The organism is Microcystis viridis FACHB-1342 (assembly GCF_014698335.1).
GTDB classification, from domain to species: Bacteria; Cyanobacteriota; Cyanobacteriia; order Cyanobacteriales; family Microcystaceae; genus Microcystis; species Microcystis ichthyoblabe_A.
Genome location: NZ_JACJSV010000034.1, coordinates 1 through 25,798, shown reverse-complemented (window position 1 = coordinate 25,798; position 25,798 = coordinate 1). Strand labels below are relative to the sequence as shown.

Annotated in this window: 26 protein-coding genes, 1 tRNA gene and 2 pseudogenes; 18 read left to right on the top strand and 11 right to left on the bottom strand. The window is 42.6% G+C overall.

Features of this window, described 5'->3' with window-relative positions:
- Positions 1-120: 120 nt before the first annotated feature.
- The 7 genes from H6G40_RS12600 (at position 121) to H6G40_RS12570 (ending at position 8,720) form a co-directional block, all read left to right on the top strand.
- Positions 121-2,691, top strand: a complete 2,571-nt coding sequence (locus H6G40_RS12600; RefSeq protein ID WP_069474241.1) for a DUF3536 domain-containing protein — start codon at positions 121-123, stop codon at positions 2,689-2,691.
- A 245-nt stretch (positions 2,692-2,936) separates the two neighbouring features.
- Complete coding sequence (trpB, locus tag H6G40_RS12595) at positions 2,937-4,184, top strand: tryptophan synthase subunit beta (protein ID WP_123230259.1); 1,248 nt, start codon at positions 2,937-2,939, stop codon at positions 4,182-4,184.
- Between the two features lie 100 nt (positions 4,185-4,284).
- Entirely contained in the window at positions 4,285-5,274 is a 990-nt protein-coding gene (locus tag H6G40_RS12590; protein WP_042790572.1) for a CAP domain-containing protein, read from the top strand.
- A 269-nt stretch (positions 5,275-5,543) separates the two neighbouring features.
- Positions 5,544-6,173, top strand: coding sequence for a ribonuclease D (locus H6G40_RS12585; RefSeq protein ID WP_002735888.1), 630 nt, complete (start codon positions 5,544-5,546; stop codon positions 6,171-6,173).
- Between the two features lie 347 nt (positions 6,174-6,520).
- Complete coding sequence (locus H6G40_RS12580; protein WP_002756255.1) at positions 6,521-7,171, top strand: DUF3318 domain-containing protein; 651 nt, start codon at positions 6,521-6,523, stop codon at positions 7,169-7,171.
- Positions 7,172-7,285: 114 nt separating this feature from the next.
- On the top strand, positions 7,286-8,281 hold the full coding sequence (locus tag H6G40_RS12575; protein WP_069474243.1) for an anti-sigma factor antagonist: 996 nt from the start codon (positions 7,286-7,288) through the stop codon (positions 8,279-8,281).
- Positions 8,268-8,720: an ATP-binding protein gene (locus H6G40_RS12570; protein WP_002756253.1), complete on the top strand. Its 453-nt coding sequence runs from the start codon at positions 8,268-8,270 to the stop codon at positions 8,718-8,720. The genes H6G40_RS12575 and H6G40_RS12570 overlap by 14 nt, the downstream gene beginning before the upstream one ends.
- A 6-nt stretch (positions 8,721-8,726) precedes the next feature.
- Here H6G40_RS12570 and H6G40_RS12565 read toward each other — a convergent pair whose 3' ends face one another.
- From H6G40_RS12565 to petN, 4 genes are read right to left on the bottom strand one after another with little or no spacing between them, the layout of a single operon-like run.
- Entirely contained in the window at positions 8,727-10,172 is a 1,446-nt protein-coding gene (locus H6G40_RS12565; RefSeq protein WP_190537748.1) for a serine/threonine-protein kinase, read from the bottom strand.
- Positions 10,173-10,232: 60 nt separating this feature from the next.
- On the bottom strand, positions 10,233-11,486 hold the full coding sequence (gene sbcD, locus H6G40_RS12560) for an exonuclease subunit SbcD (RefSeq protein WP_002777928.1): 1,254 nt from the start codon (positions 11,484-11,486) through the stop codon (positions 10,233-10,235).
- A gap of 42 nt (positions 11,487-11,528) precedes the next feature.
- On the bottom strand, positions 11,529-11,672 hold the full coding sequence (locus H6G40_RS12555; RefSeq protein WP_002736416.1) for a hypothetical protein: 144 nt from the start codon (positions 11,670-11,672) through the stop codon (positions 11,529-11,531).
- 16 nt (positions 11,673-11,688) lie between these two features.
- Positions 11,689-11,778, bottom strand: a complete 90-nt coding sequence (petN, locus tag H6G40_RS12550; RefSeq protein WP_012265708.1) for a cytochrome b6-f complex subunit PetN — start codon at positions 11,776-11,778, stop codon at positions 11,689-11,691.
- Positions 11,779-12,192: 414 nt separating this feature from the next.
- Between petN and H6G40_RS12545 the strand changes: the two genes are divergently transcribed.
- The 3 genes from H6G40_RS12545 (at position 12,193) to aroB (ending at position 13,890) form a co-directional block, all read left to right on the top strand.
- The gene (locus H6G40_RS12545) at positions 12,193-12,588 is read left to right on the top strand and encodes a hypothetical protein (protein WP_002777927.1); all 396 of its coding nucleotides are present in this window, start codon (positions 12,193-12,195) and stop codon (positions 12,586-12,588) included.
- An 86-nt stretch (positions 12,589-12,674) separates the two neighbouring features.
- Entirely contained in the window at positions 12,675-12,812 is a 138-nt protein-coding gene (locus tag H6G40_RS22940) for a hypothetical protein (protein ID WP_206755284.1), read from the top strand.
- Positions 12,790-13,890, top strand: a complete 1,101-nt coding sequence (gene aroB, locus H6G40_RS12540) for a 3-dehydroquinate synthase (protein ID WP_069474246.1) — start codon at positions 12,790-12,792, stop codon at positions 13,888-13,890. Before H6G40_RS22940 ends, aroB begins: the two co-directional genes overlap by 23 nt.
- On the opposite strand, the gene H6G40_RS12535 is transcribed toward aroB, so the two are convergent.
- The gene (locus tag H6G40_RS12535) at positions 13,867-15,003 is read right to left on the bottom strand and encodes a geranylgeranyl reductase family protein (RefSeq protein WP_190537746.1); all 1,137 of its coding nucleotides are present in this window, start codon (positions 15,001-15,003) and stop codon (positions 13,867-13,869) included. The two genes, aroB and H6G40_RS12535, sit on opposite strands and share 24 nt — an antisense overlap.
- Positions 15,004-15,241: 238 nt before the next feature.
- Here H6G40_RS12535 and H6G40_RS12530 point away from each other — a divergent pair, with 238 nt between their 5' ends.
- Together H6G40_RS12530 and H6G40_RS12525 are read left to right on the top strand one after the other, a co-directional pair.
- The gene (locus H6G40_RS12530) at positions 15,242-16,429 is read left to right on the top strand and encodes an AAA family ATPase (protein WP_123230253.1); all 1,188 of its coding nucleotides are present in this window, start codon (positions 15,242-15,244) and stop codon (positions 16,427-16,429) included.
- Positions 16,426-17,016 (top strand): DUF4276 family protein, encoded by a 591-nt coding sequence (locus tag H6G40_RS12525; RefSeq protein ID WP_002756225.1) that lies wholly within the window; start codon positions 16,426-16,428, stop codon positions 17,014-17,016. The genes H6G40_RS12530 and H6G40_RS12525 overlap by 4 nt, the downstream gene beginning before the upstream one ends.
- Before the next feature lie 321 nt (positions 17,017-17,337).
- Here the strand turns inward: H6G40_RS12525 and H6G40_RS12520 are convergent, their stop codons facing one another.
- Positions 17,338-17,730: a DUF4278 domain-containing protein gene (locus H6G40_RS12520; protein WP_176721636.1), complete on the bottom strand. Its 393-nt coding sequence runs from the start codon at positions 17,728-17,730 to the stop codon at positions 17,338-17,340.
- Between the two features lie 309 nt (positions 17,731-18,039).
- Between H6G40_RS12520 and H6G40_RS12510 the strand changes: the two genes are divergently transcribed.
- Positions 18,040-18,213: a hypothetical protein gene (locus H6G40_RS12510; RefSeq protein WP_199309408.1), complete on the top strand. Its 174-nt coding sequence runs from the start codon at positions 18,040-18,042 to the stop codon at positions 18,211-18,213.
- A 21-nt stretch (positions 18,214-18,234) separates the two neighbouring features.
- Positions 18,235-19,284 carry an AI-2E family transporter gene (locus H6G40_RS12505; protein ID WP_002737465.1) on the top strand — a complete coding sequence of 350 codons (1,050 nt, stop codon included), beginning with the start codon at positions 18,235-18,237 and terminating at the stop codon, positions 19,282-19,284.
- Between the two features lies 1 nt (position 19,285).
- Here the strand turns inward: H6G40_RS12505 and H6G40_RS12500 are convergent.
- A tRNA-Gln gene (locus tag H6G40_RS12500) sits at positions 19,286-19,358 on the bottom strand.
- 126 nt (positions 19,359-19,484) lie between these two features.
- Here H6G40_RS12500 and H6G40_RS12495 point away from each other — a divergent pair.
- The gene (locus H6G40_RS12495) at positions 19,485-19,670 is read left to right on the top strand and encodes a hypothetical protein (protein WP_002736073.1); all 186 of its coding nucleotides are present in this window, start codon (positions 19,485-19,487) and stop codon (positions 19,668-19,670) included.
- Here H6G40_RS12495 and ctpC read toward each other — a convergent pair.
- Positions 19,660-20,952, bottom strand: coding sequence for a carboxyl-terminal processing protease CtpC (ctpC, locus tag H6G40_RS12490; protein ID WP_002737617.1), 1,293 nt, complete (start codon positions 20,950-20,952; stop codon positions 19,660-19,662). The two genes, H6G40_RS12495 and ctpC, sit on opposite strands and share 11 nt — an antisense overlap.
- A gap of 353 nt (positions 20,953-21,305) precedes the next feature.
- Between ctpC and H6G40_RS12485 the strand changes: the two are divergent.
- Positions 21,306-21,509 (top strand): annotated as a pseudogene (locus H6G40_RS12485) (IS5/IS1182 family transposase); the annotation flags it as partial.
- 206 nt (positions 21,510-21,715) lie between these two features.
- Here H6G40_RS12485 and H6G40_RS12480 read toward each other — a convergent pair.
- Positions 21,716-22,156: pseudogene (locus tag H6G40_RS12480) on the bottom strand (alpha/beta fold hydrolase); the annotation flags it as partial.
- Between the two features lie 218 nt (positions 22,157-22,374).
- Between H6G40_RS12480 and H6G40_RS12475 the strand changes: the two are divergent.
- On the top strand, positions 22,375-23,544 hold the full coding sequence (locus H6G40_RS12475; RefSeq protein ID WP_069474250.1) for a phosphotransferase: 1,170 nt from the start codon (positions 22,375-22,377) through the stop codon (positions 23,542-23,544).
- A 24-nt stretch (positions 23,545-23,568) separates the two neighbouring features.
- A complete protein-coding gene (locus H6G40_RS12470) occupies positions 23,569-24,672 on the top strand; it encodes a T3SS effector HopA1 family protein (protein ID WP_069474251.1) in 1,104 nt (367 codons plus the stop codon).
- A 153-nt stretch (positions 24,673-24,825) separates the two neighbouring features.
- On the opposite strand, the gene H6G40_RS12465 is transcribed toward H6G40_RS12470, so the two are convergent.
- Together H6G40_RS12465 and H6G40_RS12460 are read right to left on the bottom strand one after the other, a co-directional pair.
- Positions 24,826-25,116 carry a hypothetical protein gene (locus H6G40_RS12465; RefSeq protein WP_002737941.1) on the bottom strand — a complete coding sequence of 97 codons (291 nt, stop codon included), beginning with the start codon at positions 25,114-25,116 and terminating at the stop codon, positions 24,826-24,828.
- A complete protein-coding gene (locus tag H6G40_RS12460; RefSeq protein ID WP_069474252.1) occupies positions 25,076-25,438 on the bottom strand; it encodes a DUF6972 family protein in 363 nt (120 codons plus the stop codon). Before H6G40_RS12460 ends, H6G40_RS12465 begins: the two co-directional genes overlap by 41 nt.
- Positions 25,439-25,798: the final 360 nt, after the last annotated feature.

The window sequence follows — 25,798 nt, the reverse complement described above, 5'->3', positions numbered from 1 at the left end:
AATATGATATTGTGACACCAAGTCCGTAAAAAACGGCAAGGTTTTCAGTTTTTTAAAACATCAGGTCGCTACATTCTACAGCTATTTTCGCTCAAAAAAACCGATTTTCTAGGCATTTCTATGACTTATCTTGTTGAAAATCCTTCTACAACCTTTTATTCCTATACCGACACGGGGGTTGATCCCCTAAAAATCGCTCACGGAGTTTATATCACGGTTCACGGACATTTTTACCAACCACCGCGAGAAAATCCCTATCTAGACAGAATTGAACGGCAACCGAGCGCCCATCCCTTCCACAATTGGAATGAACGCATCCATCACGAGTGTTATCGTGCCAATGCTTTTGCGCGCATTTACAATGACCGGGGGGAAGTGCTCAAAATAGTTAATAACTACGAATATCTCAGCTTTAACATCGGGGCCACCCTCATGTCATGGATGCAATCCCACGATCCCGAAGTTTATCAACGCATCCTGGCAGCGGATCAAAAAAGTTGTCAACGCTTAAACGGTCATGGTAACGCCATCGCCCAGGTCTATAATCATATCATTCTGCCCCTAGCCAACAAACAGGACAAATACACCCAAATTCGCTGGGGAAAAGCCGATTTTCAGCACCGTTTCGGCCGGGATCCCGAAGGAATGTGGTTAGCAGAAACAGCCATTGATTTAGCCACAGTGACAGCTTTAATCGATGAGGGGATTAAATTCACCATTTTAGCCCCTTCCCAGGCCCTGCGCTGTCGTCCTTTCCCTAGCGACCATGATCCCCATCCCCAATGGCACGCGGTGGCCGGAGGTCAAATCGATCCCACCCGTCCCTATCGCTGTTACATCCCCGATGGTCGTTATCTGGATATTTTCTTCTACGATGGTCCAATTTCTCGCGATATGGGCTTTAATGATGTCCTAGCCAGCAGTGATTTTCTCGTCGGTCGTCTGGGACAAGCAATTAAAGGGGATCATCGTCCCTCCCAGTTAATCAGCGTCGCTACCGATGGGGAAACCTTCGGCCACCACAAACGGGGGACAGAGAAGTGTCTTAGCTATGCTTTTACAGAATCTTTCCCTAAAAACGGCTGGACAGTCACCAATTTCGCCCATTATCTCAGTATTTGCCCCCCCACTTGGGAAGTGGAATTAAAACCCGTGACCGCGTGGAGTTGCGTCCATGGCGTAAATCGTTGGCAGGATGACTGTGGTTGCGGGGGAGGGGGAAATTACCAGCAAAAATGGCGTAAACCCCTGCGGGAGTCCCTAAATTGGCTCAGAGATGAGTTAATTAAGGTCTATGAGATTCAAGGACAGGAATTTTTCCGCGATCCTTGGCAGACAAGGGATAACTACATTGCAGTTATTTTAGATCGATCCCCAGACGCGATCGAACATTTCCTGGCTGTGCATCAAAGTCGTAACCTGAGTAAAAGCGAGAAAATCGATGCTTTGCGTTTATTAGAAATGCAAAGACAAGCTTTATTGATGTTTACCAGTTGTGGCTGGTTTTTTGAGGAAATTTCTCGACCTGAAGGTACGCAAATTTTGAGATATGCTGGCCGGGCCCTGGAATTAGCTGGAGAAGTGGCCGGAATTCAATTAGAAATGAATTTCCTCAGTCGTCTAGCTTTCGCCCCCAGTAACGTTAAGTTATATCAAGATGGGGCTGATGTCTATCGACAATTGGTCACTTCTGCGCGGGTCGATTTGGAACGGGTGGCGGCCCATTACGCCATTAGTTCCCTATTTACCAATTATCCCAGTCATCATCGGATTTATTGTTACAATGCCCGTCAATTAGATTATCAAAAACAAGCGATCGGGTCTTTAACTTTAGCGGTGGGACAGGTGGAATTAACCTCGGAAATTACCCAAGAAAGTGAACATTTTGTCTTTGCTGTTCTACATTTAGGAGGTTGGGATTTTTACTGCTGCATTCAACCGTTTAACAGTCGGTTAATCTACACCAATCTTAAGGATCATCTCTTTGAATCTTTACAACAGGCCAGTGTTTCGACCATGATCGTAGAAATGGGGCGCGGATTGGGAGAAAACTTCTTTGCTTTACCCCATCTTTTTGCCGATGAAAGACACCGAATCATGCAGAAGGTGACAGCCGAAACTAAAAAACGTCTCGATCAATTATACACCCAAGTTTATCGGGATAATTACGGCATTTTAGCGGCTTTCCAACGGGATGAGCTGCCCGTACCTCAAGAGTTACAGGTAGCGGCCGATATTGCCATTTCTCACCGTTGTTTACAGGTGATTAATGCCCTAGAAAAAGATTTTGAGCATCGGCAAGTGACGGAGAATAATCTCGATCAATTATTTGCTATTGCTAAGGAAGCCAATCATTTACACTGTCAATTAAACATCCCCGAAGCGCGTCAAATCTTAGAAAGTCTGCTCTGGCAATCTCTTGGGAAATTATTACACGATGGCGATCCTTTAACGGCGGAGGAGGATACTCGTCTAATCACCCGTTTAATTGAAGTTAGCCAACAATTAAAGCTAGGATTATCCCTTGATCGCTCTCAGGAGTTATACTATTATTATTTCCATGATCGTCTAGTTCCTAATTCTTTGCGGTCTAATTTAATAGGTGCTGCCTGTCCCTGGCCGATGACTCAATTAAAGTGGTTATTACTATTAGGACAGGTGTTAAAAGTTGATGTGAGTATTTGGCTGTGAAATCAGTCAAAGGGTGGGCAATGCTCACCCTTTAATGATTAAGTGGGTTATACTAAATCCGGTTATTAAAAACTGATTATTTATTCCCCCTTTTGCCCCTTGCCTTTTGCCTTTTGCCCGTCCTGATATATAGCCTATACTCAACGGATTTAGTATTAGGTGATGATTGCCCTGAAACTCAGGTTAACCCAGAGACTAAACCCTTAGATTTATAATGGATCATAAGTCTCTCATTGAAGGTTTACATGACTATCACGCCGATTTATACCGCCTCAGCCAGCACAGTAACCCAGTATCCCGATGCTTTTGGGCGTTTTGGACGCTACGGGGGCAAATACGTCCCAGAAACCCTGATGCCAGCCTTAAGTGAACTAGAAACGGCCTATAATCAGTATAAGGACGACCCCGATTTTCAAGAAGAATTAAATCAACTGCTCAAGGATTACGTCGGCAGACCTAGTCCCTTATATTTTGCCGAACGTCTCACCGCCCATTATGCCAAAACGGACGGTACTGGGGCGCAAATTTACCTAAAACGGGAAGATTTAAACCATACCGGGGCCCACAAGATTAATAACGCCCTTGGTCAGGTTTTATTAGCCAAACGCATGGGTAAAAAGCGAATTATCGCCGAAACCGGGGCAGGACAGCACGGCGTGGCCACCGCTACGGTTTGCGCTCGTTTTGGTCTAGAATGCGTGATTTATATGGGAATTCACGACATGGAACGCCAAGAACTCAATGTTTTCCGCATGAGACTGCTTGGCGCAACGGTGCAACCCGTGGCCGCCGGGACGGGAACCCTGAAAGATGCCACCTCGGAAGCGATTCGCGACTGGGTAACAAATGTGGAAACTACTCACTACATCCTCGGTTCTGTGGCAGGTCCCCATCCCTATCCGATGATGGTGCGCGATTTTCATGCGATTATTGGTCAAGAAACTCGTCAGCAAAGTCTGGAAAAATGGGGCGGTTTACCGGATATTCTCCTCGCTTGCGTGGGGGGTGGTTCTAATGCTATGGGTTTATTTCATGAGTTTGTTAAAGAAACTGCCGTGCGTTTAATTGGTGTTGAGGCTGCCGGGGAAAGTATCGCCTCTGGAAAACACGCCGCCACCCTTACCCAAGGTCAACCGGGGGTTCTACATGGAGCAATGAGTTATTTATTACAAGATAGCGAAGGTCAAGTTATCGAGGCCCACTCCATTAGTGCCGGTTTAGATTATCCCGGAGTCGGGCCAGAACATAGCTTTTTAAAAGATAGTGGTCGCGCCGAATATTACAGTGTTACCGACAAGGAAGCACTAGAAGCTTTTCAACGAGTTTCCCGTTTAGAAGGGATTATTCCGGCCCTAGAAACTGCCCATGCTTTAGCCTATTTAGAAACTCTTTGCCCACAAGTAAGTGGTAGTCCTCGCATTGTTATTAATTTCTCTGGACGGGGTGATAAAGATGTGCAATCGGTGGCTAAATATTTATCGATGAATGGTTAACAGTGAGCAGTTATCAGTTAACAGTTATCAGAGGGACAGCTATTGTGCATCTAAATTTTATATTCATTTTGACCTATTCTCTGTTCTAGACTAGCTTAATATGAAAAGTTCTTTTAAGAAGGGTTATCAGTTAGGAATTTTGATGCTTGTATCGACAAGTTTAATGGCCTGTAGTGCCTTAAACTATAGCTCTTTTACGGAACTTGTACCATCTTTCTCTCCCGCTCCTTCTCCCTCTCCTTTAGATGCGGCAACTTTACTTGTTTTAGAGAATAAAATTTATCAACAGGTCAATCGCTATCGTCAATCTCGCAATTTATCTCCCCTACTGTTAAATCGGACAATTTCGCAACAAGCAAGATTACATAGCCAACGTATGGCCGCGGGTTTAGTTCCTTTTAGTCATCAAGATTTTGACAAAAGAGTGCAAACTATTGGCGTTTCGGTTCCCTATGAAGCGGTGGGGGAAAATCTGGCAGTTAATCAAGGTTATGATGACCCAGTAATGATTGCTGTGGATGGTTGGATTAAAAGTCAAGGTCATCGGGAAAATATGAAGGGAGATTTTGATAGTACTGGGATTGGAGTAGCGACGGATAATCAAGGAAAATTGTACTTTACTCAAATATTTTTAAAACGTCAATCCGCTCCCGTTTCTACTAATCCCCTTAGCTACGATTCTATCGGGAATCAATCTTTTTTAATTACCCTCGAAGAAAACACTAATTATCAAGTTAATCGCTACCGAATTTCTCAAAATTTACCGCCCCTACGTCTCGATGCTCGTATTAGTCATGAAGCTCGCTTATTTAGTCAAAAAATGGCCAATAAACAGGCTCCTTTTAGTCATGATGGTTTTGAGGGAAGAGTCAAGGCAGTACAAAGGAAGATTCCTTTAGAAAAAATGGGCGAAAATTTGGCTTTTATGAAGGGATATCCTGACCCCGTTAGCGTTGCCGTCAAGGGTTGGATTAATAGCCCCGGTCATCAAAAAAATATGGTTGGTGATTATAATCTTACCGGTATCGGTATCGCTAAAAATAATGCTGGTGAATATTATTTTACACAACTTTTTGTTAAAAAGCGTTGACAAAATGGTCATGATGATATTTAAATTTAATTATCAGTTTTTAAAATCAGTTATCAGTTATCAGTTAAGTAGTCGGACATAAATTCTGTGGTCTATCTTAAGAAATGTAAATTGCCGCAATTCTTACTGACGACCGACTCGGAGACTCCTTACCCCACAGTTAACTTTACTTTTGTCCAACTACTTATCAGGGAAATAAAGGCAGTCGTGCGATAGGCAAAAGCATGACAAATTTCCCTCCTATCTCCTATCTCCTATCTGCTAACTATATGAACTTAGACAATTTTCAAGTGTGCGATCGAGATTTAAGCGATGACCTATTATCCCGTTATCTAGGGGTTAATTCGATCGCTGTAGATACAGAAACTATGGGATTAATCCCAGGACGAGATCGACTGTGTTTAATTCAACTCTGTGATCCCAGTGGTTTTGTCACCGCTATTCGCATTTTTAGGGGGCAAACAGAGGCTCCTAATCTCAAAAAGGTCATGGAGGATGAGCGGATAGAAAAAGTCTTTCATTTCGCCCGTTTTGATGTGGCTCAATTGTCCCAAACTTTTGGCATTGCGACTCAACCGATTTTCTGTACCAAAATCGCCAGTAAACTGGCTCGGACTTATACTAGCAGTCACGGTTTAAAAAGTCTCGTGCAGGAATTAGAAGGCATAGAATTAGACAAAACCGCTCAAAGTTCTGATTGGGGAAATGCCGTTAATCTTACCCCAAAACAACTGAGTTATGCCGCCAACGATGTGCGCTATTTACTCTCAGTGCGAGATAAATTAATTGTGATGCTGCAAAGAGAAGAAAGATGGGAATTAGCCCAAAAATGCTTTAGTTGTATCCCCATCTTCACCGCTTTAGATTTACAGCAGTATAAAGATATATTTGAGCATTAGTCAGCAAAAGTTACGGTCTATTTAATAAGTAAATAGAAGATAAATTTTGTCTTTTATCCCCCCTGCCCCCCTTGATAAGGGGGGTGCCGATAGGCGGGGGGATCGCCCTTAATAAGGGGGTATCTGACAATTTTTAACACCCACCTACTTAGTATGATTGACTCCCAATCGAACTTTAAAAACCCAGTTATGGATTGTTTCTCCCCACTTCCCACTTCCCTCACTGATGACTGATCACTGATCACTGAAAATACTTCCTAGGGCTAAAAGCTGCCAAGATCAGAAAAAAGACCGCTATGATCGAAAATGGAAATCATCGTCATTGGTAGAGAATAGGTAAAAAATCTATGACATCTTATGCGGCCTCCTCTGCACGAGCCGAAATGAGCGAACTTCGGCGCCTAAAAACCCTGCTACCCCCAGAATTACAAAGCTGGGTAACGGTAGAAGGTTCCACAGAGATTAACCCCCCCCTGATCCGTTGTGAAGAAATTGGCAGAGATGAGGTAGAAATTCAGATAGATTTGGCAAAATGGGAAAATTTAGCCATCGATCAGCGTAATTTGCTCTTTTGGCATGAAGTGGCCAGGATTCAAAATGATAGTATTCCCCGGGAAGGCTGGGAAATGGCCGCCCTCGCTATTGGTTTAGGTGGTGCGGTGGGGGAATTATGGGTACAGGACGGTTTATTATTGCTCTTGGCCATGGGATTGTGTGGGATTTCTGGTTATCGTCTCTGGCGCAAAAATAATGGCGATAAAATTCTCAAAGAAGCGATCGAAGCCGATGAAAAAGCGATCGCCTTGGCCACTCGTTTCGGTTATTCTCTTCCCAACGCCTACAAGAGCCTAGGCAGTGCCTTTAAAACCCTAATCGAACAAACACCTAACCGTCGTCTGCGTAAGCGTTATGAGACCCGTTTAGATGCCCTAAGGAAGAGTGCGGCGAAAGCGAAATCCCAAACCCAAGGCCGTCCGCCTTTAGGTGAGATTCGTTAGCCGATAATCACAGGTAATCTGTAACATTGCCTATTGGTATTTGGGGAAAAGTGTAGTAAACATTTAAGTGGGTCATCAGGCCTTGTTCATCTATCAAATCATCTTTTTGTGTCGATGACTTCCCAAATCCCTGAAACGCGTTTTCTGATCATTCCGATGGAGTATCCCATTTTGCGGATACCCGATCGCTTGACTGTCCTGGAAGCATTACAGTTCAAGGATATCTTTCACCATCTCATCACCCAAACACCCACTCCCGAAAAAGTCATTCTCGATCTCAATGCCACTCAATTTATGGATAGTAGTGGTGTGGGTGCTTTGGTGCATAATCTCAAAGCGGCCAGGGCAGAAAATATCGAGTTAGTGCTGGTTAACGTCCATCCCCCAGTGATGGGGGTTTTATCGATTACGGGACTAGATCAATTATTCACTTTTCAAACCCCCCCCCTAGCACCCCAAGAAAATGGCTTTACTGCCACTGAAAACCATCTACTGAAAACCCATCCCTCGATTCGTAGTTGGTTAAAGCGCGGTCTTGACCTTGTTGGTGGGATCGTGGGTTTATTGATCACGGGGGTTATTTTTGTCCCCATTGCTATCGCTATTAAGTTAGATAGTCCGGGTCCGATTTTTTTTAGTCAAACCCGCTGCGGTTGGTTGGGAAAGCAATTTAAGATTCTTAAGTTTCGTTCCATGTGTGTGGATGCAGAAGCACTCAGGGATAAAATCCCCAATCAAGCGCAGGGAGCTTTTTTTAAGAATAAAAATGATCCCCGGATTACCCGGGTAGGAAAATTTTTACGTCGCACCAGTTTAGACGAATTCCCCCAGTTTTGGAATGTGATCATTGGTGAAATGAGTCTTGTTGGCACTCGTCCTCCCACCCCCGATGAAGTGGAACGCTACGATGTTCCCCAATGGCAACGTTTAGATGTAAAACCCGGTATGACGGGAGAATGGCAGGTGAATGGTCGCTCTCAGGTGCATAATTTTGAAGAGGTAATTCAACTAGATTTGCGCTATCAAGAAAATTGGAGTTTAAGCTACGATCTACGACTGATTTTTAAAACAATTTTGATTCTCTTTCAAAAAAACAGTGGTGCCTTCTGAAGTCTTAATTTCCCCTTCTTTCCCCCTTCAATTCCATCTACAAGTCCGGACGGAATTGGCAGCTCTAATCCCAGTCCTACAATGGTTTGAATCCCACGGCTGCCCTTTTTTACCTGAGTCGGTGCTTTGGCAGTGTAAGGTGGCTTTAGCAGAAGGATTTACTAATACTGTCCGTTACGCTCACAAAAATTTACCCCCAACTACACCCATCGATCTAGAATTAACTTTTTCGTCCCATTCTCTAGAAATAAAAATATGGGATCACGGTCAACCTTTTGATCTGCAAGCAAAACTTGATTCTCCACAACAAGATCCCGTCGCACCTTTGGAAATGGAAAGCGATCGAGGATTACTTTTGATGCGTTCTCTTACTGATACTTTACAATATATCCGCACTGGCGAAGGGAGAAACTGTTTAATTCTCCAGAAAAGTTTTTAAGTCAATTTATCCCCTGCTAGAAACTCTGTCCATAGCACAGGTTTCCAGACGAGAAAAAAGAATTATCCCACCCCCCACACCCCACACAAGGGTGGGGAGATGTCCAGGGGGTGCTTTGAGAGAGAAAGTAATTTGATCGTAGTATAACCACTTGTTATTAACTCGCCAACCGACTTTTGACCCAAAATCGTTCCATTTTTGTTGATCATAATTGCCGCTTCCTCCCAAACTTTCATAGATTCTTTTCTGAACAGATATACCGAATTTTCCCTGACTATATTTTAACCAGAGTTGATTGATAGTGGCTAAATCTTCACAGGGAAAGTTATCTATGTCTTCTATCTTAAGATATTTTTCTTTAGTTCGATCGGCAACTTTTAAGAAGAGATTAGCCGTTTCTTGATCTGCCTCTTGCCATTTTTCTTGCGCTAAGAAATCCCGTAGGTTAGTGTAATCAATTTCCTTGGCACTTTTGAGGTTAATTTCCTCCCTGGTGGCGGCTGGAAAAACTGGCAAAACTGTTTCTTGAATTGTATTCTGTGATCGGGGTTTTGGCGGAATCACTACGGCTAATTTTACCGCTAACTCTTGCAGGACTTCCCCGGCTGATTGATAACGTTTTTTGGTGCCAAATTCAATTAATTTATCTAAAATTTTACCTAATTCAACACTAACAGGATTATTAATCAGGTGCTGTCTCCATACCCATTCATGTTCACTCACATCGAATAATTCAAAGGGAGATATTCCCGTTAATAAATAGATACAAGTGACTCCCAAACTATATAAATCACTGCTATTAATCGCTTTGCCATTACTTTGTTCTGGAGCGATATATCCCGGCGAACCGATCACTGTTCCTGTTAGAGAAAGATTAGCAATGGTTATAAATTTAGAGGCACCGAAATCCACTAAAATTATTTTATTATCGCTGGGTCTCCTAATTATATTAGCTGGTTTAATATCTCGATGAATGACTCTTTTGGCATGGATAAAATCAAGAATTGGCAAAATTTCTAATAAAAGATGTTTGATCTTTTCTTCATTGAAAACTCCTTCGCTTTGTAATTCTTGTTCTAGATTTTGTCCTTCAATATATTCTTGAACAAGATATTGTCGCCCATCATTGCCGGTAAAATAGGCATAGAGCGAGGGAATTTGTGGGTGTTGACCGAGATTATCTAAACTAATCGCTTCTTCTCTAAATAATTCCGCAGCTTTCTTGAGAGCATTACTATCTTGAGCGCTAGGAAAAAATTGTTTAATCACACAATAAGGTTGAGAAGGTTTATCCTCATCAATTGCTTGAAAAGTTTTACCGAAACCTCCTTGACCAATTAATTTTATAGCACGATAACGATCTTTTAGTAATAATTGAAAGCGACATTTTTGACAGAATTTATCCGTAGGATCATTGTTATATAGACAATCGGGATTAAGACATAAACTCATTGTTAGTTCAAACAGGGATAGGGAAGCTGTTTCAGTAAACTGATAACTGATAACTGATAACTAAATCGAGGTTTCTTCCTCTAGCCAAATTTCTGGCTGTTGATTTAATAAAAGCTGGGCTGCCTCTAACATATCATCAACAATATCGCGCAAATCTTTCTTATTATCGATATAAGCTTTTAACGCTTCCATCGGATCTAATTGATTACCCACCCCTAATTCCGGTAAACGGGGACGGGTTAATTGACTAATTAATTCCGCCCGAATACTATAACTATGGGCAGTTTTTAACGCTTCGTCAAGCTGATTGGTGTTGATTAGTTCTAATTGTTCACTGCGAATTTTATAAACTAAGCGGATAACTGCTTCCTGAATATCGTGTTTTTTGAGAGCTTTCAGCAATTCTTTTTGGGGGTTTTCTGCCTCGGAAACATCCACTTCGATGGAACGGAAAGGACGCACGGGTAAAGGACAAAATTCCCATTTAACCTCTCCTTTAGCCACTTCTATTAAAACATAGCCCTTATCTTCTTTTTCCTCGCTAAAATCCACTCGATCGATGCTCCCCGGATAGACAATGGGCGGATCATTGCTAGGATTAAGATTTTGATGTTTGTGAACATGACCGAGGGCAACATACTCGAATTGTGGACGATTTAGTAGCGATAAAGGCACGGTAAAACCTTTACCAACCGCTAAAAGTCTTTCTGCTCCTAGACTAGCTCGATCAGCCATTAAATGGGCTAATAAAACTGTTGGTACACTTGTATCTAATTGGCGAATTTCTCCTTCTAACACCGGTTCCAAACGGTTAATTAATAATTCATTTACCCCACTCAAGGATAAACCCTCGGTTTCGGGACGGGTTAAGAGAGTGGCGCGGGTTAACCAGGGTAAAGTAATTACTTGGATATCGCCGTTGCGGGTGGTGATGCGATGGGTGGTCAAGCGATCGCCAACAATAAAACCCGGCACCGCTAGGGTACGATAGATGGAGAGACTGACACCGCCATTACCATGAGAATGTTGATCGTGATTACCCACTAATAACACTGTCGGGATATTAGCATCGGCAAGACGACGGAATTGACTGGCAAAAGCTTCGTGAACAAAAGGAGGAGGAGTGGCATCGGGAAAGGCATCTCCCCCAAAAAGCACTAGATCCACAGGGGTGGCAATAGCCCGATCGATACAGAGGCTTAAACTGCCCATAAAATCCTCGAAACGAGTATTTAATCCCGTTTTTGGATTTAAACGTCCATGGGAAAAACCGCTCCCCATGTGAATATCCGATAAGTGCAGTATTTTAATCATAGTAAAGGAAAAACAGGCGTAATTAAGTACACCTGTTCGGGATTATTTTCCTAATTTTTTATCGCCATCTTGACGACGGCGATCGCGCCATTCTGTAGTCGTCAGGTAGAGAATGCCACCACTGACGATAACGAGGAGAATTAAGGCGACTAGAAAGAGAGTGTTCAGAATCAAGGATGTTTCCATGGTATCTATAGATTACCTAGAAACCGTTACGACCCCAAACCACCATGGCGATCGACCAAGTGAACAGGGCGAGAATGCTAACCCAACCAAGTGTCAAAATATCCATAATTGCCTTTGTTAAACGAATTACTTGCGAGTTGACACTCTCCGCCCTAAAAGTGCGGAGATTCTTGGGCTGAATCTTGCCGCTACTAGCAAAGCTAATTTTGGTCTTACAGTTTCATGTCTAGTCCGACTACACCTACAAGGTAAGCACTCTTAAAGACTACTCCCCAAGCGTAAATTTCTGTGTGTCCCACAGTATTTAATTGTTTTTCGCTCTTACCATGTGGACTTACGATGAAAGCTTTTGTACCAGTGATGGTTAGAGATTTAGGGATTACGGAGTGTCGCTTGTTTCCTGCGTTCCCAAAGTCAACGACTCAATTTAATGCTAACATAAAGTCGCCCTAAAGGGCGAGGTTTTCAACCCAAATTTTCGATAATACTTCATCAGTGACTCCGTTTTAGAGAGGCGATCGTGCAAATTACGCTCAAGGAAAGAATCGAATCCATACAGGTGGGGAGTATCTCGGCGCTGGCTTTCCTGGTTCCCTATCTGCTATTTTTAACTGTTGATCGACTATTTTTAGGGGGATCGCTTACAGTAATTGGCGCTTTTGTCAAGATATCCGGGGCGATAATTAGCGGATTTCTCTTCGGTGTCACCTATCGTTATGTCGTCCGTAACGACGATAATCCCCATCTCAAAGATGGTACAGTAGCAGCTTTTGCCCTAGTCCGCGGCCTAGTTCCCCTACAATTATCCACAGACTTGCTCGCTGACAGTGGGCAATTAAGTCTCTTTCTGGGAGAGAGCTTTATCTGTTTTTTATCCTCTCGTCTGCTCTTAGAGTTGACTAAGCTGCGTCAATAACCGATCATCTTTTTGCCTATCGGGAGTCAGGAGTCAGGAGATAGGAGTCAGGAAATAGGGTGATAAGGTTTTGGGGTGATAGGGTGATGAGACAACTTCCCCACACCCCACACCCCACACCCCACACCCCACACCCCACACCCCACACCCCACACCCCACACCCCACTTCCCCACACCCCACACCCCACACCCCACACCCCATGGCTATTTGTATTCCCGTTAATTTACCCGATCGCTCCTATAATATTCTGATCGAGAAGGGCAGTTTAGCCAATCTCGGTGCAGAAATGAGCCGGTTAAACTTAGGTAAAAAGGTTTTATTGGTTTCTAATCCCGAAATTTTTGACTATTACGGACATACAGCCGTTAATTCTCTAGAAAAAGCGGGATTTACCGTTTTTACACATCTGATCCCCGCCGGCGAAAATTATAAAACCCTCGATTCGATCGCCCAAGTTTATGATACTGCCCTCGCTCACCGGTTGGAACGTTCCTCGACTATGGTTGCCCTCGGTGGTGGTGTGATCGGGGATATGACCGGATTTGCGGCAGCCACATGGTTACGGGGCGTTAATTTTGTCCAGGTTCCCACCACCCTGTTAGCGATGGTAGATGCTTCCATCGGGGGTAAAACCGGTGTTAATCATCCCCAGGGCAAAAATCTGATCGGGGCGTTTTATCAACCGAAATTAGTTCTGATTGATCCTAGCGTGCTTAAAAGCCTACCCGTGCGAGAATTTCGCGCTGGAATGGCAGAAGTGATTAAATACGGTGTAATTTGGGATGCTGAGTTATTTCAACAGTTAGAAGACTCGGACAATTTAGCCAGTTTTTCTCAGATCGATGGCGAGCTATTGCAAACAATTATTACAAAGTCTTGCCAAGCTAAAGCAGATGTGGTATGCACAGACGAAAAAGAAGCGGGTTTGCGGGCGATCTTAAACTATGGTCACACGATCGCCCACGGCATTGAAAGTTTAACGGGATATACTAGCGTTAACCACGGGGAAGCGGTGGCCATGGGGATGGTGGCGGCAGGAGCGATCGCTGTTAAACTGGGAATGTGGACCGCCGGGGAAAATCAACGTCAAACCGATTTAATCGAAAAAGCCGCCTTAGAAACCCGTATGCCGCCTTTAAATGCCGATGAGATGGTAAATGCTCTCACTGCCGATAAAAAGGTTAAAGATGGCCAAGTTAGATTTATTTTACCAACGGCAATCGGCCAAGTCACCATTAGCGATCGAGTCACCCCTACCCTGGTGCGGGAGGTGTTATCACCAACCGAATCCGGGCAGTAAAAGCTTTTTCAATTGTTGCATCGCTTGTTCCGTAACATCCCGGTATTTTAAATCTCCCACGAGAATACGTCCCATCAGTTGACCGGCGATCGGCCGTTTAACGGCGACATTGTAGGCGATTTGGGTAAATTGATAGAATAAACCGGCTAATTTAGCCGCTAAAGCCATATCTTCCCCCCATTCTTCCCGAATTATCCGACTATAGCCCGCTAAAGCCCGATGATCTCCGGCTAAAGCTCGATCGATCGCTTCGGCTGCCTTAACTCCCGTCAAAATTGCCGGACGGATACCCTCTCCGATGAGCGGATCGAGAATCCCCGCCGCTTCCCCTGTAATTAGGGCATTTTGGGCGTGTAGCGGTTGATTTCCGTTCCAAAGGGCTAAAGCATAATCACTATAGCGATAATCCTCTAAATTCCAGCCCTTTTGACGGGCATAATTTAACAGTTGTTTTTTCAGATCCTCGGATTTGATGCTGCCCTTAAAACAAGCACCGCTAATTGTGTAACCATTAGACTTGGGAAAAGCCCAGATATAACCATTTTTTAGGGAACCAAAATCAAAAAAAGCTTTTTGGGGGGGAATAGTCGCTTCTGCGTTAGTAATTTCCAGAGTAGCCCCGATCGCTTCGTTTTTTGCTGGTAATCCCAACCAGCGACTGGTATTACCCTTAACACCATCGGCAGCAATCAGATATTTACCTGAAAATGTTCCTTGAGATGTGGTAACTTGCCAGTGATCTTGGACAAATTTGATCTGGGTAACTTCGCTGTTATCTTGGATAGTTGCCCCGACTGCGATCGCCTGTTGACCTAAAAAATCATCGAAACGATCCCTTTGTACCATCCACATCGGTTCTAGCATATTTAACTTAGTGGTGACGGCATCCCCCTGTTTCCAAGTAAACTGTACTTGCGTGACGGTATTCTCGATCACGGGGGTAAAATCAAAATCAAACCACTGCTTAATTGCCGGGGATACCCCCCCACCACAGGGTTTATAACGGGGTAATTTCGATTTATCGAGGATCAGAATCGATCGTCCCTTTTTAGCTAGATGATAACCCGCCGTCGCTCCTGCTGGTCCCGCACCGATGATAATACAGTCAAACATTTGTACTAATTTAAGTCGTTGAACAAATTTATAGACAATTTACGCTATTTTGGGCAACTTGTGTTGAGTCTGGTTTCTTGTCCCTTCCTCAGGCGGTTGAGCTTGCCTCTCTAGTTTCTAACTGATTTATCCCCCAATGTCCAAGAGAGTCTAATCTCTGGCTTTTTTGGCTAATTGATCAATTATCTTCACCTGATCAATCGTATAATCAAAAAAACTATAACGGCTCGATTATATCATGAAAATTGTTTCTATTAAAATAAAAAACTATCGTATGTTTAAAAATATACACATAAGAAATATTCCCCCTTTTTGTGTGATTATTGGAGCTAACGGCACGGGAAAATCTACTCTATTTGATATTTTTGGGTTTCTGCGAGATGCCCTTAAAAACAACATTCGCCAAGCTTTACAAATTCGCGGCGGTTATAGAGAAATTATCACTAGAGGTCAAGAACAGGAAGATATTGAAATCGAGCTGCAATTTCGCATGAAAATCTTAGATACAGAACGTCTGGTTACTTATCAAATCATAATTGGACAAAACAATAATCGCCCCGTTATCAAACGCGAAATACTTCGCTATAAACGGGGTGAACACGGTAAACATTTTCATTTTTTAGATTTTCAACTTGGTCAAGGATATGCTATCACCAACGAAGAAGATTTTAGTAAACCGGATAAAGAACTCGATCGAGAAGAACAACAGCTAGAATCTAACGATATACTAGCAATCAAAGGATTAGGACAATTTCAACGTTTTAAAGCCGCTACAGCCTTTCGTTCTCTGATTGAAAATTGGCACGTTTCTGACTTTCATATTAGCGAAGCTAGAGGAAGTAAAGAAATATCTTACGCTGAACACTTATCCCCCACTGGCGACAATATAGCTACAGTTGCTCAATATATTTATCAACAATATCCCGAAATTTTTCAGCAAATTCTCGAAAAAATGAAACAACGAGTTCCGGGTATTTCCTCTGTGGAAGCCAAAGAAACCGAAGACGGTCGCTTGATTTTACGTTTTCAAGATCAGGCCTTTAAAGACCCTTTTATTGATCGCTATGTTTCTGACGGGACTATGAAAATGTTCGCCTATTTAATATTACTATTCGATCCCAATCCTCATCCCCTACTCTGTGTCGAAGAACCAGAAAACCAACTTTATCCTACTTTATTAAAAGAACTAGCCGAAGAATTCGCCCACTATAGCGATCAGGGGGGTCAGGTATTTGTTTCTAGCCACTCCCCCGATTTTATCAATGCGGTTCCACTAGCTAGTATTTTCTGGCTAATTAAATCCCAAGGTATCACCCAAATCCATAGGGCTGCCGATAGCGAAATCCTCAAAAACTTAGTAGCGGAAGGCGATTTACCCGGCTATCTTTGGAATCAAGGCTGGTTTGAAGGAGTAGAACCCTCATGAACTATGATATCGTATTTTTGCTAGAAGAGTCATCTATAAAAAATGTGTTAGAAGAACTTTTGCCTAAACTTATTCTCCGAGAAATCAGCTATATATGTATTAGTCATCAAGGTAAACAAGACCTAGCAAAATCTATTCCTATAAAACTCAAAGCTTTCAATAAATCTAGTCCCAATACCAAATTTATTATTGTCCATGATCAGGACTCCCACGATTGTCAAAAACTCAAAAAAGACCTAGGAGAAATTTGTCAAAATGCCAGTGATGCTCAAGTCTTAATTCGGATTATTTGCCATGAATTAGAATCTTGGTTTCTGGGAGATTTAGCAGCGGTGGCCAAGGCGTATAATTTAAATAGTCTCGGCCAAAAACAAAATAAAAGTAAATACAGAGAACCGGATCTGCTTAACTCGGCCAAACAAGAATTAAAAAAGCTAGTGAAAGAGTATTATGCAGGAACCCACTCTAAACAGATTGCCCCCCATCTTTCCCTAACTGAAAATAAATCGCGTAGTTTTCAAACTTTTATCCAAGGTATCAAAAATGTTGTGGAAATGATACAACGCCCCAATCCGAACCCGAACTAAAATAGACCTCGACCTAATATAATTAAAAGCCTGTAAACTCCTAACTAGAGTTGGCTGAAAAAATCTAATACCATTTCTCTAAATTAAAACTACACATCGAATTTAAGTCACCCTTTTTAAGGGGGATTTAGGGGGATTAAACTTCTGTAGTCAGACTTTGGAGAATTGGTATAAAAATCTTGTTGGATAATATCTTTAGGCTTTTTTAAAATCAAAAAGTGCTGGCCCTGGGAGTGAGCGGGGGGAAGATTTAGGCATTTTTGCGCCCAAAAATATTCCCCCCGGCAGAACCGAGGGGAAAGTGGTAAAAAAACCGCTAATCTAGCAGTTTAAGGCTAAGTCTTGGGATTCTTTTTTCAAGAGATTAACGAGGGTTTCATCCCCATTCTCTTGAGCGATTTGTAAACGACGTTCCAGACGAAGACGAATATTGCTCAGATGGACGCTAGAAAGGGTTTCCTCTTGGACGACAATAGGGGGGTTGACAACCGGCAACGGACAAGTGCTTGGGATGACTTGTCCAGCAAGATGAGGACGGGTGCTGTAGGCAACCCCACGATACTGACGATGCAGTTTCGGCTCTAATTGGAGCATATGGCGAGGATAATGGTGATTCCAGTCTTGACCTCGATATTTACCCCCGATATCTCCAGTCTTCATCTCCAAGGGGAGAGAATCCCTTTCATACTTAACTCCTCGATAGGCTAACATAATATCACTGACTCCCTGCAATGCTTTAAAGTGACTTTAATCCCCCTTGTCGTCCCTATTTAGGGTCAACAAACGAAAAGATCTTATTTCTTATTCTGTATCTATTTTTACATTTTGTTAGGGAAATTGAAAAAACTTTATAAAAATTTAATATTTTCTAGTTGGCCATAGTATCCTTTTCCGGCTGAGTTTGGTTGCCCACCAAAGGAGCCTCTAGGGATTTGAGGATTAAGGGGGATGATTGCCAGATTTTGAGCAATTTTTAACCTCTTCAGGGATAAGATAGTGCTGGTGTCCCCTAAACATTCATCTATGAGCGGCTTTATTATCAAAATAATCTTGATATCGGCTTTAATTTCCCTGGGAATTAAATATCTTGCCCCTTTATTATCGATCGCTCCTGGTCCTCTTAACACTTTAATTCTGGTTTTTACTCCTTTTCTGCTCACGGTTTTTGCCCTCTGGAGACGGACAATAACTGATTAGGAATTTTTCTCCTTACTCATCATGACTTTTGGCAGCAGCTTCGGTTTAGTCCTGTTAGTCTTTTGTCTGTTGATTCTCTGGCAGATTCGACAGATTCTTTTATTATTATTGATGGCGATTCTTCTGGCTCAGATTTTAAATTTGGCTGTGACTTGGTGGCAGCGTCATCACCTGAAGCGTTCCTACGCCCTAATTATCACCCTTTTTGGCTTCTTTATTGGTATTATCGGTATTTTTTTAGTAATTATACCCGCTTTAGTCCAACAATTTCGCCAATTATTTAGTTTATTACCCCAAGCGATAGAAAGACTCTGGGGACAAGTGCATCGTCTTGAGGATTATCTCGATCCTAGTCTGGCCAGTGTCTTTCCAGACTTTAAAACGCTGCTGGCTCAATTACAACCCCTAATTAACCAAATTGCTGGCCGGGGTTTGAGCATTTTTTACGGTACTTTTGGCATTATCCTCAGCTTACTGCTAATTATTGCCCTGAGCTTGATGATTCTCGCCGATCCTGCCGCTTACTACCGTTGCTTTCTGCGTTTATTTCCCGCTTTCTACCGTTCTAGGGTACGATCGATCCTAGAACACTGCGATCGAGATTTAAAAGCTTGGCTAAAAGGGATTTTCTGTCATATGTTGATTATGACCTTGGGCAGTTGTTTGGGTCTATCCCTGATTGGCATTCCCCTCGCTTTTTCCCAATCTATTCTCGCAGGATTTCTCACCTTTATCCCCAACCTCGGGCCGGTTTTAAGCACGATTTTACCCTTTTCTATCGCCCTTCTGGAAGCTCCCTGGCAATCCTGGGCGGTTTTACTACTCTACAGCAGTATTTATCTGTTAATTCAGTATTTCGACCATCATCCACCGTTGCCCATTTTAACAGTGCGGTCGCTCAAGCTCTTACCCGCTTTTACCCTGTTGGCCCAGTTGTTTTTTGCCTCGATTTTTGGCTTTTTAGGGCTATTTCTGGCGGTTCCCCTGACGCTTATTGCTCGTATTTGGCTCAAGGAAGCTTTGATCAAGGATATTCTCGATCATTGGCGGATTAGGGATAAAAAATCTTAAACTGGGGATCTAGGATTCGAACCTAGGAAATGGCGGGACCAAAACCCGCTGCCTTACCGCTTGGCTAATCCCCATTGGACAGACCTTTCTAATATTAGCATTTATCTCCCCGGTTTTGTCAAGAAGTTGATAAAAATTTTTTACTTCGGGATTGAGAGACGCTATAAACAAGGGAATAGAGGGATTAAGGAGAAAAATCTATGGATAATAGCGCACAAAACTGGTACATTGTTCAAGAAAATACGGGAATTTGTCAGATTATAGCCCTAGAAAACGGAAAAACCCCAGTTAATGGTCAATACTGGGGTCCTTTTGCCGAGCGGGGAGAAGCGATCGCCCGTCGGGTGGGTTTAATTCGAGCGGGCAAATGTCAACCTATTGTTTAGCGGTATTGGTGGGCGTTTTCTTGCCTTCAGTGATTTCTTTTTCCAAGATTTCAAAAGCTTTCTTGAATTGAGGATCCTGGAAAGTTCCCACCCGATCCCGTTCCTGTTGAAGATTTTTGCGCTCTTCCTCGCTCAGTTCCGACTCCACATCCGGATGAATACCATCTTTATTGATGTCGCGTCCGTCGGGGGTGAGATACTTGGCAATTGTCACCGCTAATCCGGAACCGTCACTAAGACTGCGTACCGATTGCACTAATCCCTTACCAAAGGTTTTCGTACCGACAATAACCGCCCGATCATGATCCTGTAAAGCTCCGGAGAGAATTTCACTGGCACTGGCGGAACCACCATCGACGAGAACAACTAGAGGTTTATTAGTCAAAGCTTGATTGTTGGCCCGTTGACGTTCCGTCACCCCTTTGCGATCAACCGTAGAGACAATTAAACCATCGGGTATCCACATCCGAGCGATTTCGATGCTGGCGTAGAGTAAACCGCCGGGGTTGGAACGCAGATCGAGAATATAACCCTTCACCTGTTCAGCTTCCAATTCGCGAATCGCTTGACTCATATCGCCACTAGCTTGGGCGCTAAATTGATTGAGACGGATATAACCGACTTTACCGATCGGGGTGTTTTCTGTGTGGGCGCGTACCGGGTGAATTTCAATTTTAGCCCGGGTAAGAGTCAATTCTTTCTTCTCCTCACCCCGTTGAATCGTGATCTTAACGCTTGTCCCCACTTTGCCGCGGATCATGCTCACCGCTTGATCGAGTTCCATGTCTGCGGTAGATTTACCATCGATAGCGATAATCACATCTTTGGGCAGCACACCAGCTTTAGAAGCGGGAGTATCTTCAATGGGTGAAACCACGACTAACTGCTTAGTTTTCTCATCTTTGGTCAATTGAATCCCTACCCCAGTCAATTCTCCCGATGTATCGATTCTCATATTGTTAAACTCTTTGGGATCCATAAAACGGGTATAGGGATCATTGAGAGTTTTCAACATCTCGCGGATAGCGGTGTATGCTTCCTCTTGATTTTTGTAGGAACGATTTAAATACTGATTGCGGATGGCGTTCCAGTCCGATTGATTAAAAGTGCCATCTAAATAAGTGCGGTTGATGATCTGCCAAACCTCATCAACGGTTTCCTTGGGACTTTCCTGAAAAAAAGCTTGACTTTGGGAGAGTCGGAATCCCGCCCCCGTGACGGCGACGGTAGACAGGACCACTGCTGTAGCACCGAGAACAAGTCCGCGTTTGTTGATAACCATAGGTAATTTTCGGATAAATTAGGCTGTTCTTGCCGGAACGCTCTTTCGGGCTGACCGTCGAAATATCTTGGCAAAAAGGAGCGTTTAGGTTTAATGGAGACAGACAAAAGAACGCCTGTAGACTACTACTGTTATAACATTTATTATCTCTTTCTTTGTCAAACTGGTTATTTGAGTAGCGATCGAGTTGCCAGCAGCCCACCTCGCGACCTAAGATAGGGTTGGCTGAATAATGGTAAAAACCTTACAGGAAAGGGCTTTTAGCTTGATTGAGAGCTTCCCAAATGCACTTAAATCTGCTAGAATCTCTTAAAACCCTTGCATCACCCTTGCATCTTCTCTAATTAGTGCTAATGTACCGTAAAAGTGAGTTACCCTCAACCCCACCAGAAAACTTCGAGCTGCCCTTTGAGGGGAAATTATCCCAAGATAATCGTTGGGTAATTATGGCCAACCTCATTCCCTGGTCAGAATTTGAAGCGGGATACGCATCACTTTTTTCAGAAGAAATGGGCGCACCAGCCAAAACATTTAGGATAGCAATGTCCGCCTTAATTAGGGTTTGCTGAAAAAGCTTTTCCTGGGGGCAGGGTGTGGGGTGTGGGGTGTGGGGTTTTACCGATTTTGAGGTAGTCAGTTACCTAATTTTCAGGGAAAAAGTACCTGAATTTTCTCCCCGATCTCCGCAACGGCTGGCACTTTTTGAGGGAAAAAAAGTCTAAAAGTCTTATCCAACAAGGTTTTTAGATTTATTCAGCCAGCGCTAATTAATTTCTAAAAAATCTTGCAATTTTTTTAGATAAGTAGGGGCATCTTCTAACATGGGGAAGTGAGCAGTATTAGCCATCTCCACATACTGGATATTATTATTCAAATCCGCCGCCATTTTACCCATTTTGGCAGGGATAATAATGTCTTTTTCCCCTGATACTAAAAGAGTTGGTATTTTAATCTCGGCAAATTTACCTGGCATAATTTCCACTGCTTTTTTACTCACAGATGTATAAATTGTGCCTAGGACGGCCTCGTAATCTGCCGCTAAAAAATCTTCTAAAAAAGCAATTCTTTCTGATTTTGGGATCGATCGATGCAAAAATCTTGCCATAAATAATCGATCGGCAAAAGGTACTTTTAAAAACCAATCATAACGAAACTGTACCACATACTTACCGAATTTATGAAAGGCAGCAAAAGCCGCCTTGTCCCTGTGGAGAAACCCGGTTTCTTTGTCTATAGAGCGATCGCAATTAGCCCTAAACCAATCTAACAGGTAGGTTGACTGGCGCGATTAGTTTAAGTTTAGACATAATTGTGTTAATTATGTTTTTTTAATGCAGATGAATAGCTTGGCAATAAGGCTATCATCAATTATAATTAAAATCAATAAAAACAGATCAGCGATATTTGAGAATAATTGTAATTATGAAATTTGTGTTAAGTTCTCAAAATGTTTATGACTATTTAATCGACCAAAAAATCTGCGATCGCTCACAAGAAAATCCGGGAGTAGAGCAGATTCAGGCTAAAAATTTTAACTTATTAGTGACTTTACCAGAGGGGCGAAAGTTACTGGTTAAACAAGAACAATTTATTAATTTAGAAAAGGAAACGGTGGGTGAGTTTTTTGGGGAATGGCGAATCCCCAAATTTCTAGAGAACTTTCCTGAAATTGACCATTGGCGTAGTTTTCTGCCAGAATTACTGCTCCACGATGCTGATAACTCAATTTTAGTTTCTACTTATCTGGATAATTATCAGGATTTAGCAGAGTTTTATTCTAAAGAGAATCTCTTTCCGGCTCAGGTTGCTACTCAAATCGGCAGTTGTTTGGCGACAATTCACCGTGATACCTGGAATCAGAGTATTTATCGGGAATTTTTTGTCAAAGAAGAGTTTGCTGGAAAACCGAAAGTATCTCCGCTATTATTAGAGAGTTTGGAAAGGATCGGTCCTGAAATTTTTGGCATGGCTCCGATGGATGGATTGAAATTTTTTGCACTTTATCAACGATATGATAGCTTAGGAGAAGCAGTTCATCGAGCCAGTGAAACTATTTCTCCTGTTTGTCTGACTCACAATGACATCAAGCTGAATAATATTCTTCTGAATCGAAACTGGGAAGATATTAATGGAAATGTGATCCGGTTGATTGATTGGGAAAGGTCTGATTGGGGAGATCCAGCATTTGATTTGGGAATGGCGATCGCTAGTTATCTACAAATTTGGTTGGGTAGCTTGGTGATTAGTAATTCTCTCAGTATTGAAGAATCTTTGCGACTAGCCACTACTCCCCTAGAATTACTGCAGCCATCTATCGGTGGGTTAACTTTAGCTTATTTAGAAACTTTCCCAGAAATCTTAGAATATCGTCCTGATTTCCTAAAGCAAGTAGTCCAGTTGGCTGGTTTTTCTTTAATTATTGCAATTTTAGCAATGGTTCAGTATCAAAAAACCTTTAATAATACGGGGATTGCTATGCTTCAGGTAGCCAAGGCTTTGTTATGTCGTCCTGAATCATCAATGCCTACGATTTTTGGGGCTACTGCTACTCAGTTAAATCAGATTAATTCTTCTGTTGTTGGCCAAGTTTAATATCGTTGAGTATCTTGAAAAATTATGTCATTACTTAATTCTCAATTCCATCATTTAGCCCCTGAGGTTAGAGGTCGGTTAAAGGAAGTTTTGCTAGATATTGTTGAAAATCTCGAAATTTCCGCTGATTTTTCGATTCGTCATCCTGATTATCAACCCTGGGAACTGCCTGCTGAGATGTTGTCTCGGATTCAGGCTTTACCGAAGGAAATACAGGATAAATATATGAGTTTACAGTTGAGGAGTTTTCTTTATGGCATTTATTATAATGGGTCGATGCAAGCATCGCAAGCATTAGGTTCTGAGAATAAGGGTCAGCAATTAGATTTGGAGAATAATAGTTTTGCTGGCGTATCTATGGATTTTTATGGGCAGTTAGAGGAAGCGAATAAGGGTGAGGGTTATTTTGATTCGGGTTGGTCGGTTTTGAGAGAAGAAACCGATGGCAGTTTGGCTGTAACTAAGGGCGGTTTGCGGTTACATATCCAACGGGACAAGCATCTTCAAGAGTCTGAAAAAGCGGCGGCTGTGGGGGATGTTGTGTCAATTTTGATGCCTAAGAATTTGGTGCAAAATGGCTTTTATATGGCGGTGGGTAATGCCGGTTTACAGAGAGAGGAAGCGATGGTGCGGCTCTATTTTAATGTTACTCCCGAAGGCGCGGTGGCTGTGATGACTGGGTTGACTGAAAGGTTAAATGAGAGGGGGATTCCTTTTAGTTTTAAGGCTTTATATAATCCAGTTGATTATCAACGATATGATGCTGGGGTGCTTTATTTTGGCAAAACAGATTATGAGTTGGTGAGGCAGGTTGTGGCTAATGTTTATCAGCAGAATCAGTCTGTTTTTAAGCCTGAAATACCTTTATTTACTCTGGAGTTAGCACCGGGATTGGGGTTAGCGGAGGAACCGGACAAAAAGTTTGGCAGTGAGGAAAGTTTTGGGATGAATCGCTGTCAGATTATAGCCAATGGGTTGTTGATGGCTTGGCAACAGGAGGACAATTCTGCGGCGGGTCGGATTGCTGCTATTTCTGAGCAGTTTTCTGGGTTGGGGATTGATTGGCAGCGTCCTTATTTGAATGCTGATTCTGAGGATGTTTATCAGGGATTAGAGTTGGCAAGCTGATGCTAAGAGAAAATCAGAAACCGGGTTTTTACTATTTTCCTGAGTTATTCTGGGTAAAGCATAGAAAAAACCCCGGTTTCTTTCTTGGCGCAGAACTCGGAGACTCAGAAACCGGGTTTCTTTTTCGGGTAAAATAGGCTTATCGCCTTGCTTTTACTCTGGTTGGCAAAAGCGACCTGTGACTCGCTCATATTCATCTTCCAGTAACCACATAAGACTTTCTTCGTAAGTATCGCTGGTAAAGATAGATTGATAGTTTTGTGCGGGATTTTGAATCGAGAATTTACCGGATTGTTCTTTAACTAACATCAGAATATAGGGGGGTGAAAGCCAAGGATCTACCCAGATTTCGGCAAATTCCCATTGTGTTTTTTCTGTTGGCGTAATTTGCGTTTTTGCGTTTTCAGGATTTTGTGGTGCGCGGTCTGGTACGAGGTATGACATGATATTTTCCTGTGCTTTTTTTTATTTTTATTTCTCCATAGTGGAGAGTGATTCTCGTTCCATCTAATTTTAGGATATACCCAATTGGTTCGGCAAAAAATAATCCATAGCGTTCGTATTTGTCTTCTGAATCTGCTGCTCCCGTTCTCTCTCCTCTTTGCTTAATTTCCTCTGCCACTCTCTCCATTGTCTGGCGATTGTTAAACAAATAGACGATTCCTTCGATTTCCAGTTCTCTTTGGGATTTTTCGGTTTCGGGTAAATGTTTGTCAATCAGACTGGTTCGGTTTTCTAGATATATTTCTCTGTTAATACCACTCATGTGATTTGTTTAACTAGCCATCTTACTATAACAAAAAGCGGTAAGGGTCGCTATGCCGTCAGGCTTATCGCCTATCTTAAAATAAAGTAGCAATCGGCCCATCGCTAAAGTTTAGTCTCATTAGGGCATAGGGCTATTTTTTTGACCCACCACCCCCCGAACCCAGAGGAGAGAGATATAAAAAAGACATAATTGTGTTAGTTCTGTCTCAAAAACAAAGCTCGGTGATACGAAATCATGGGAATTTGCGGTCATAATCCGCCAATTCAAAAATGAAACGCATCAACCTCAAGAGTTGACAAAGAAAGGCTCATCAGGTACTGTCTGATCATTAACAAAAACAAATCAGACCCAAAATGA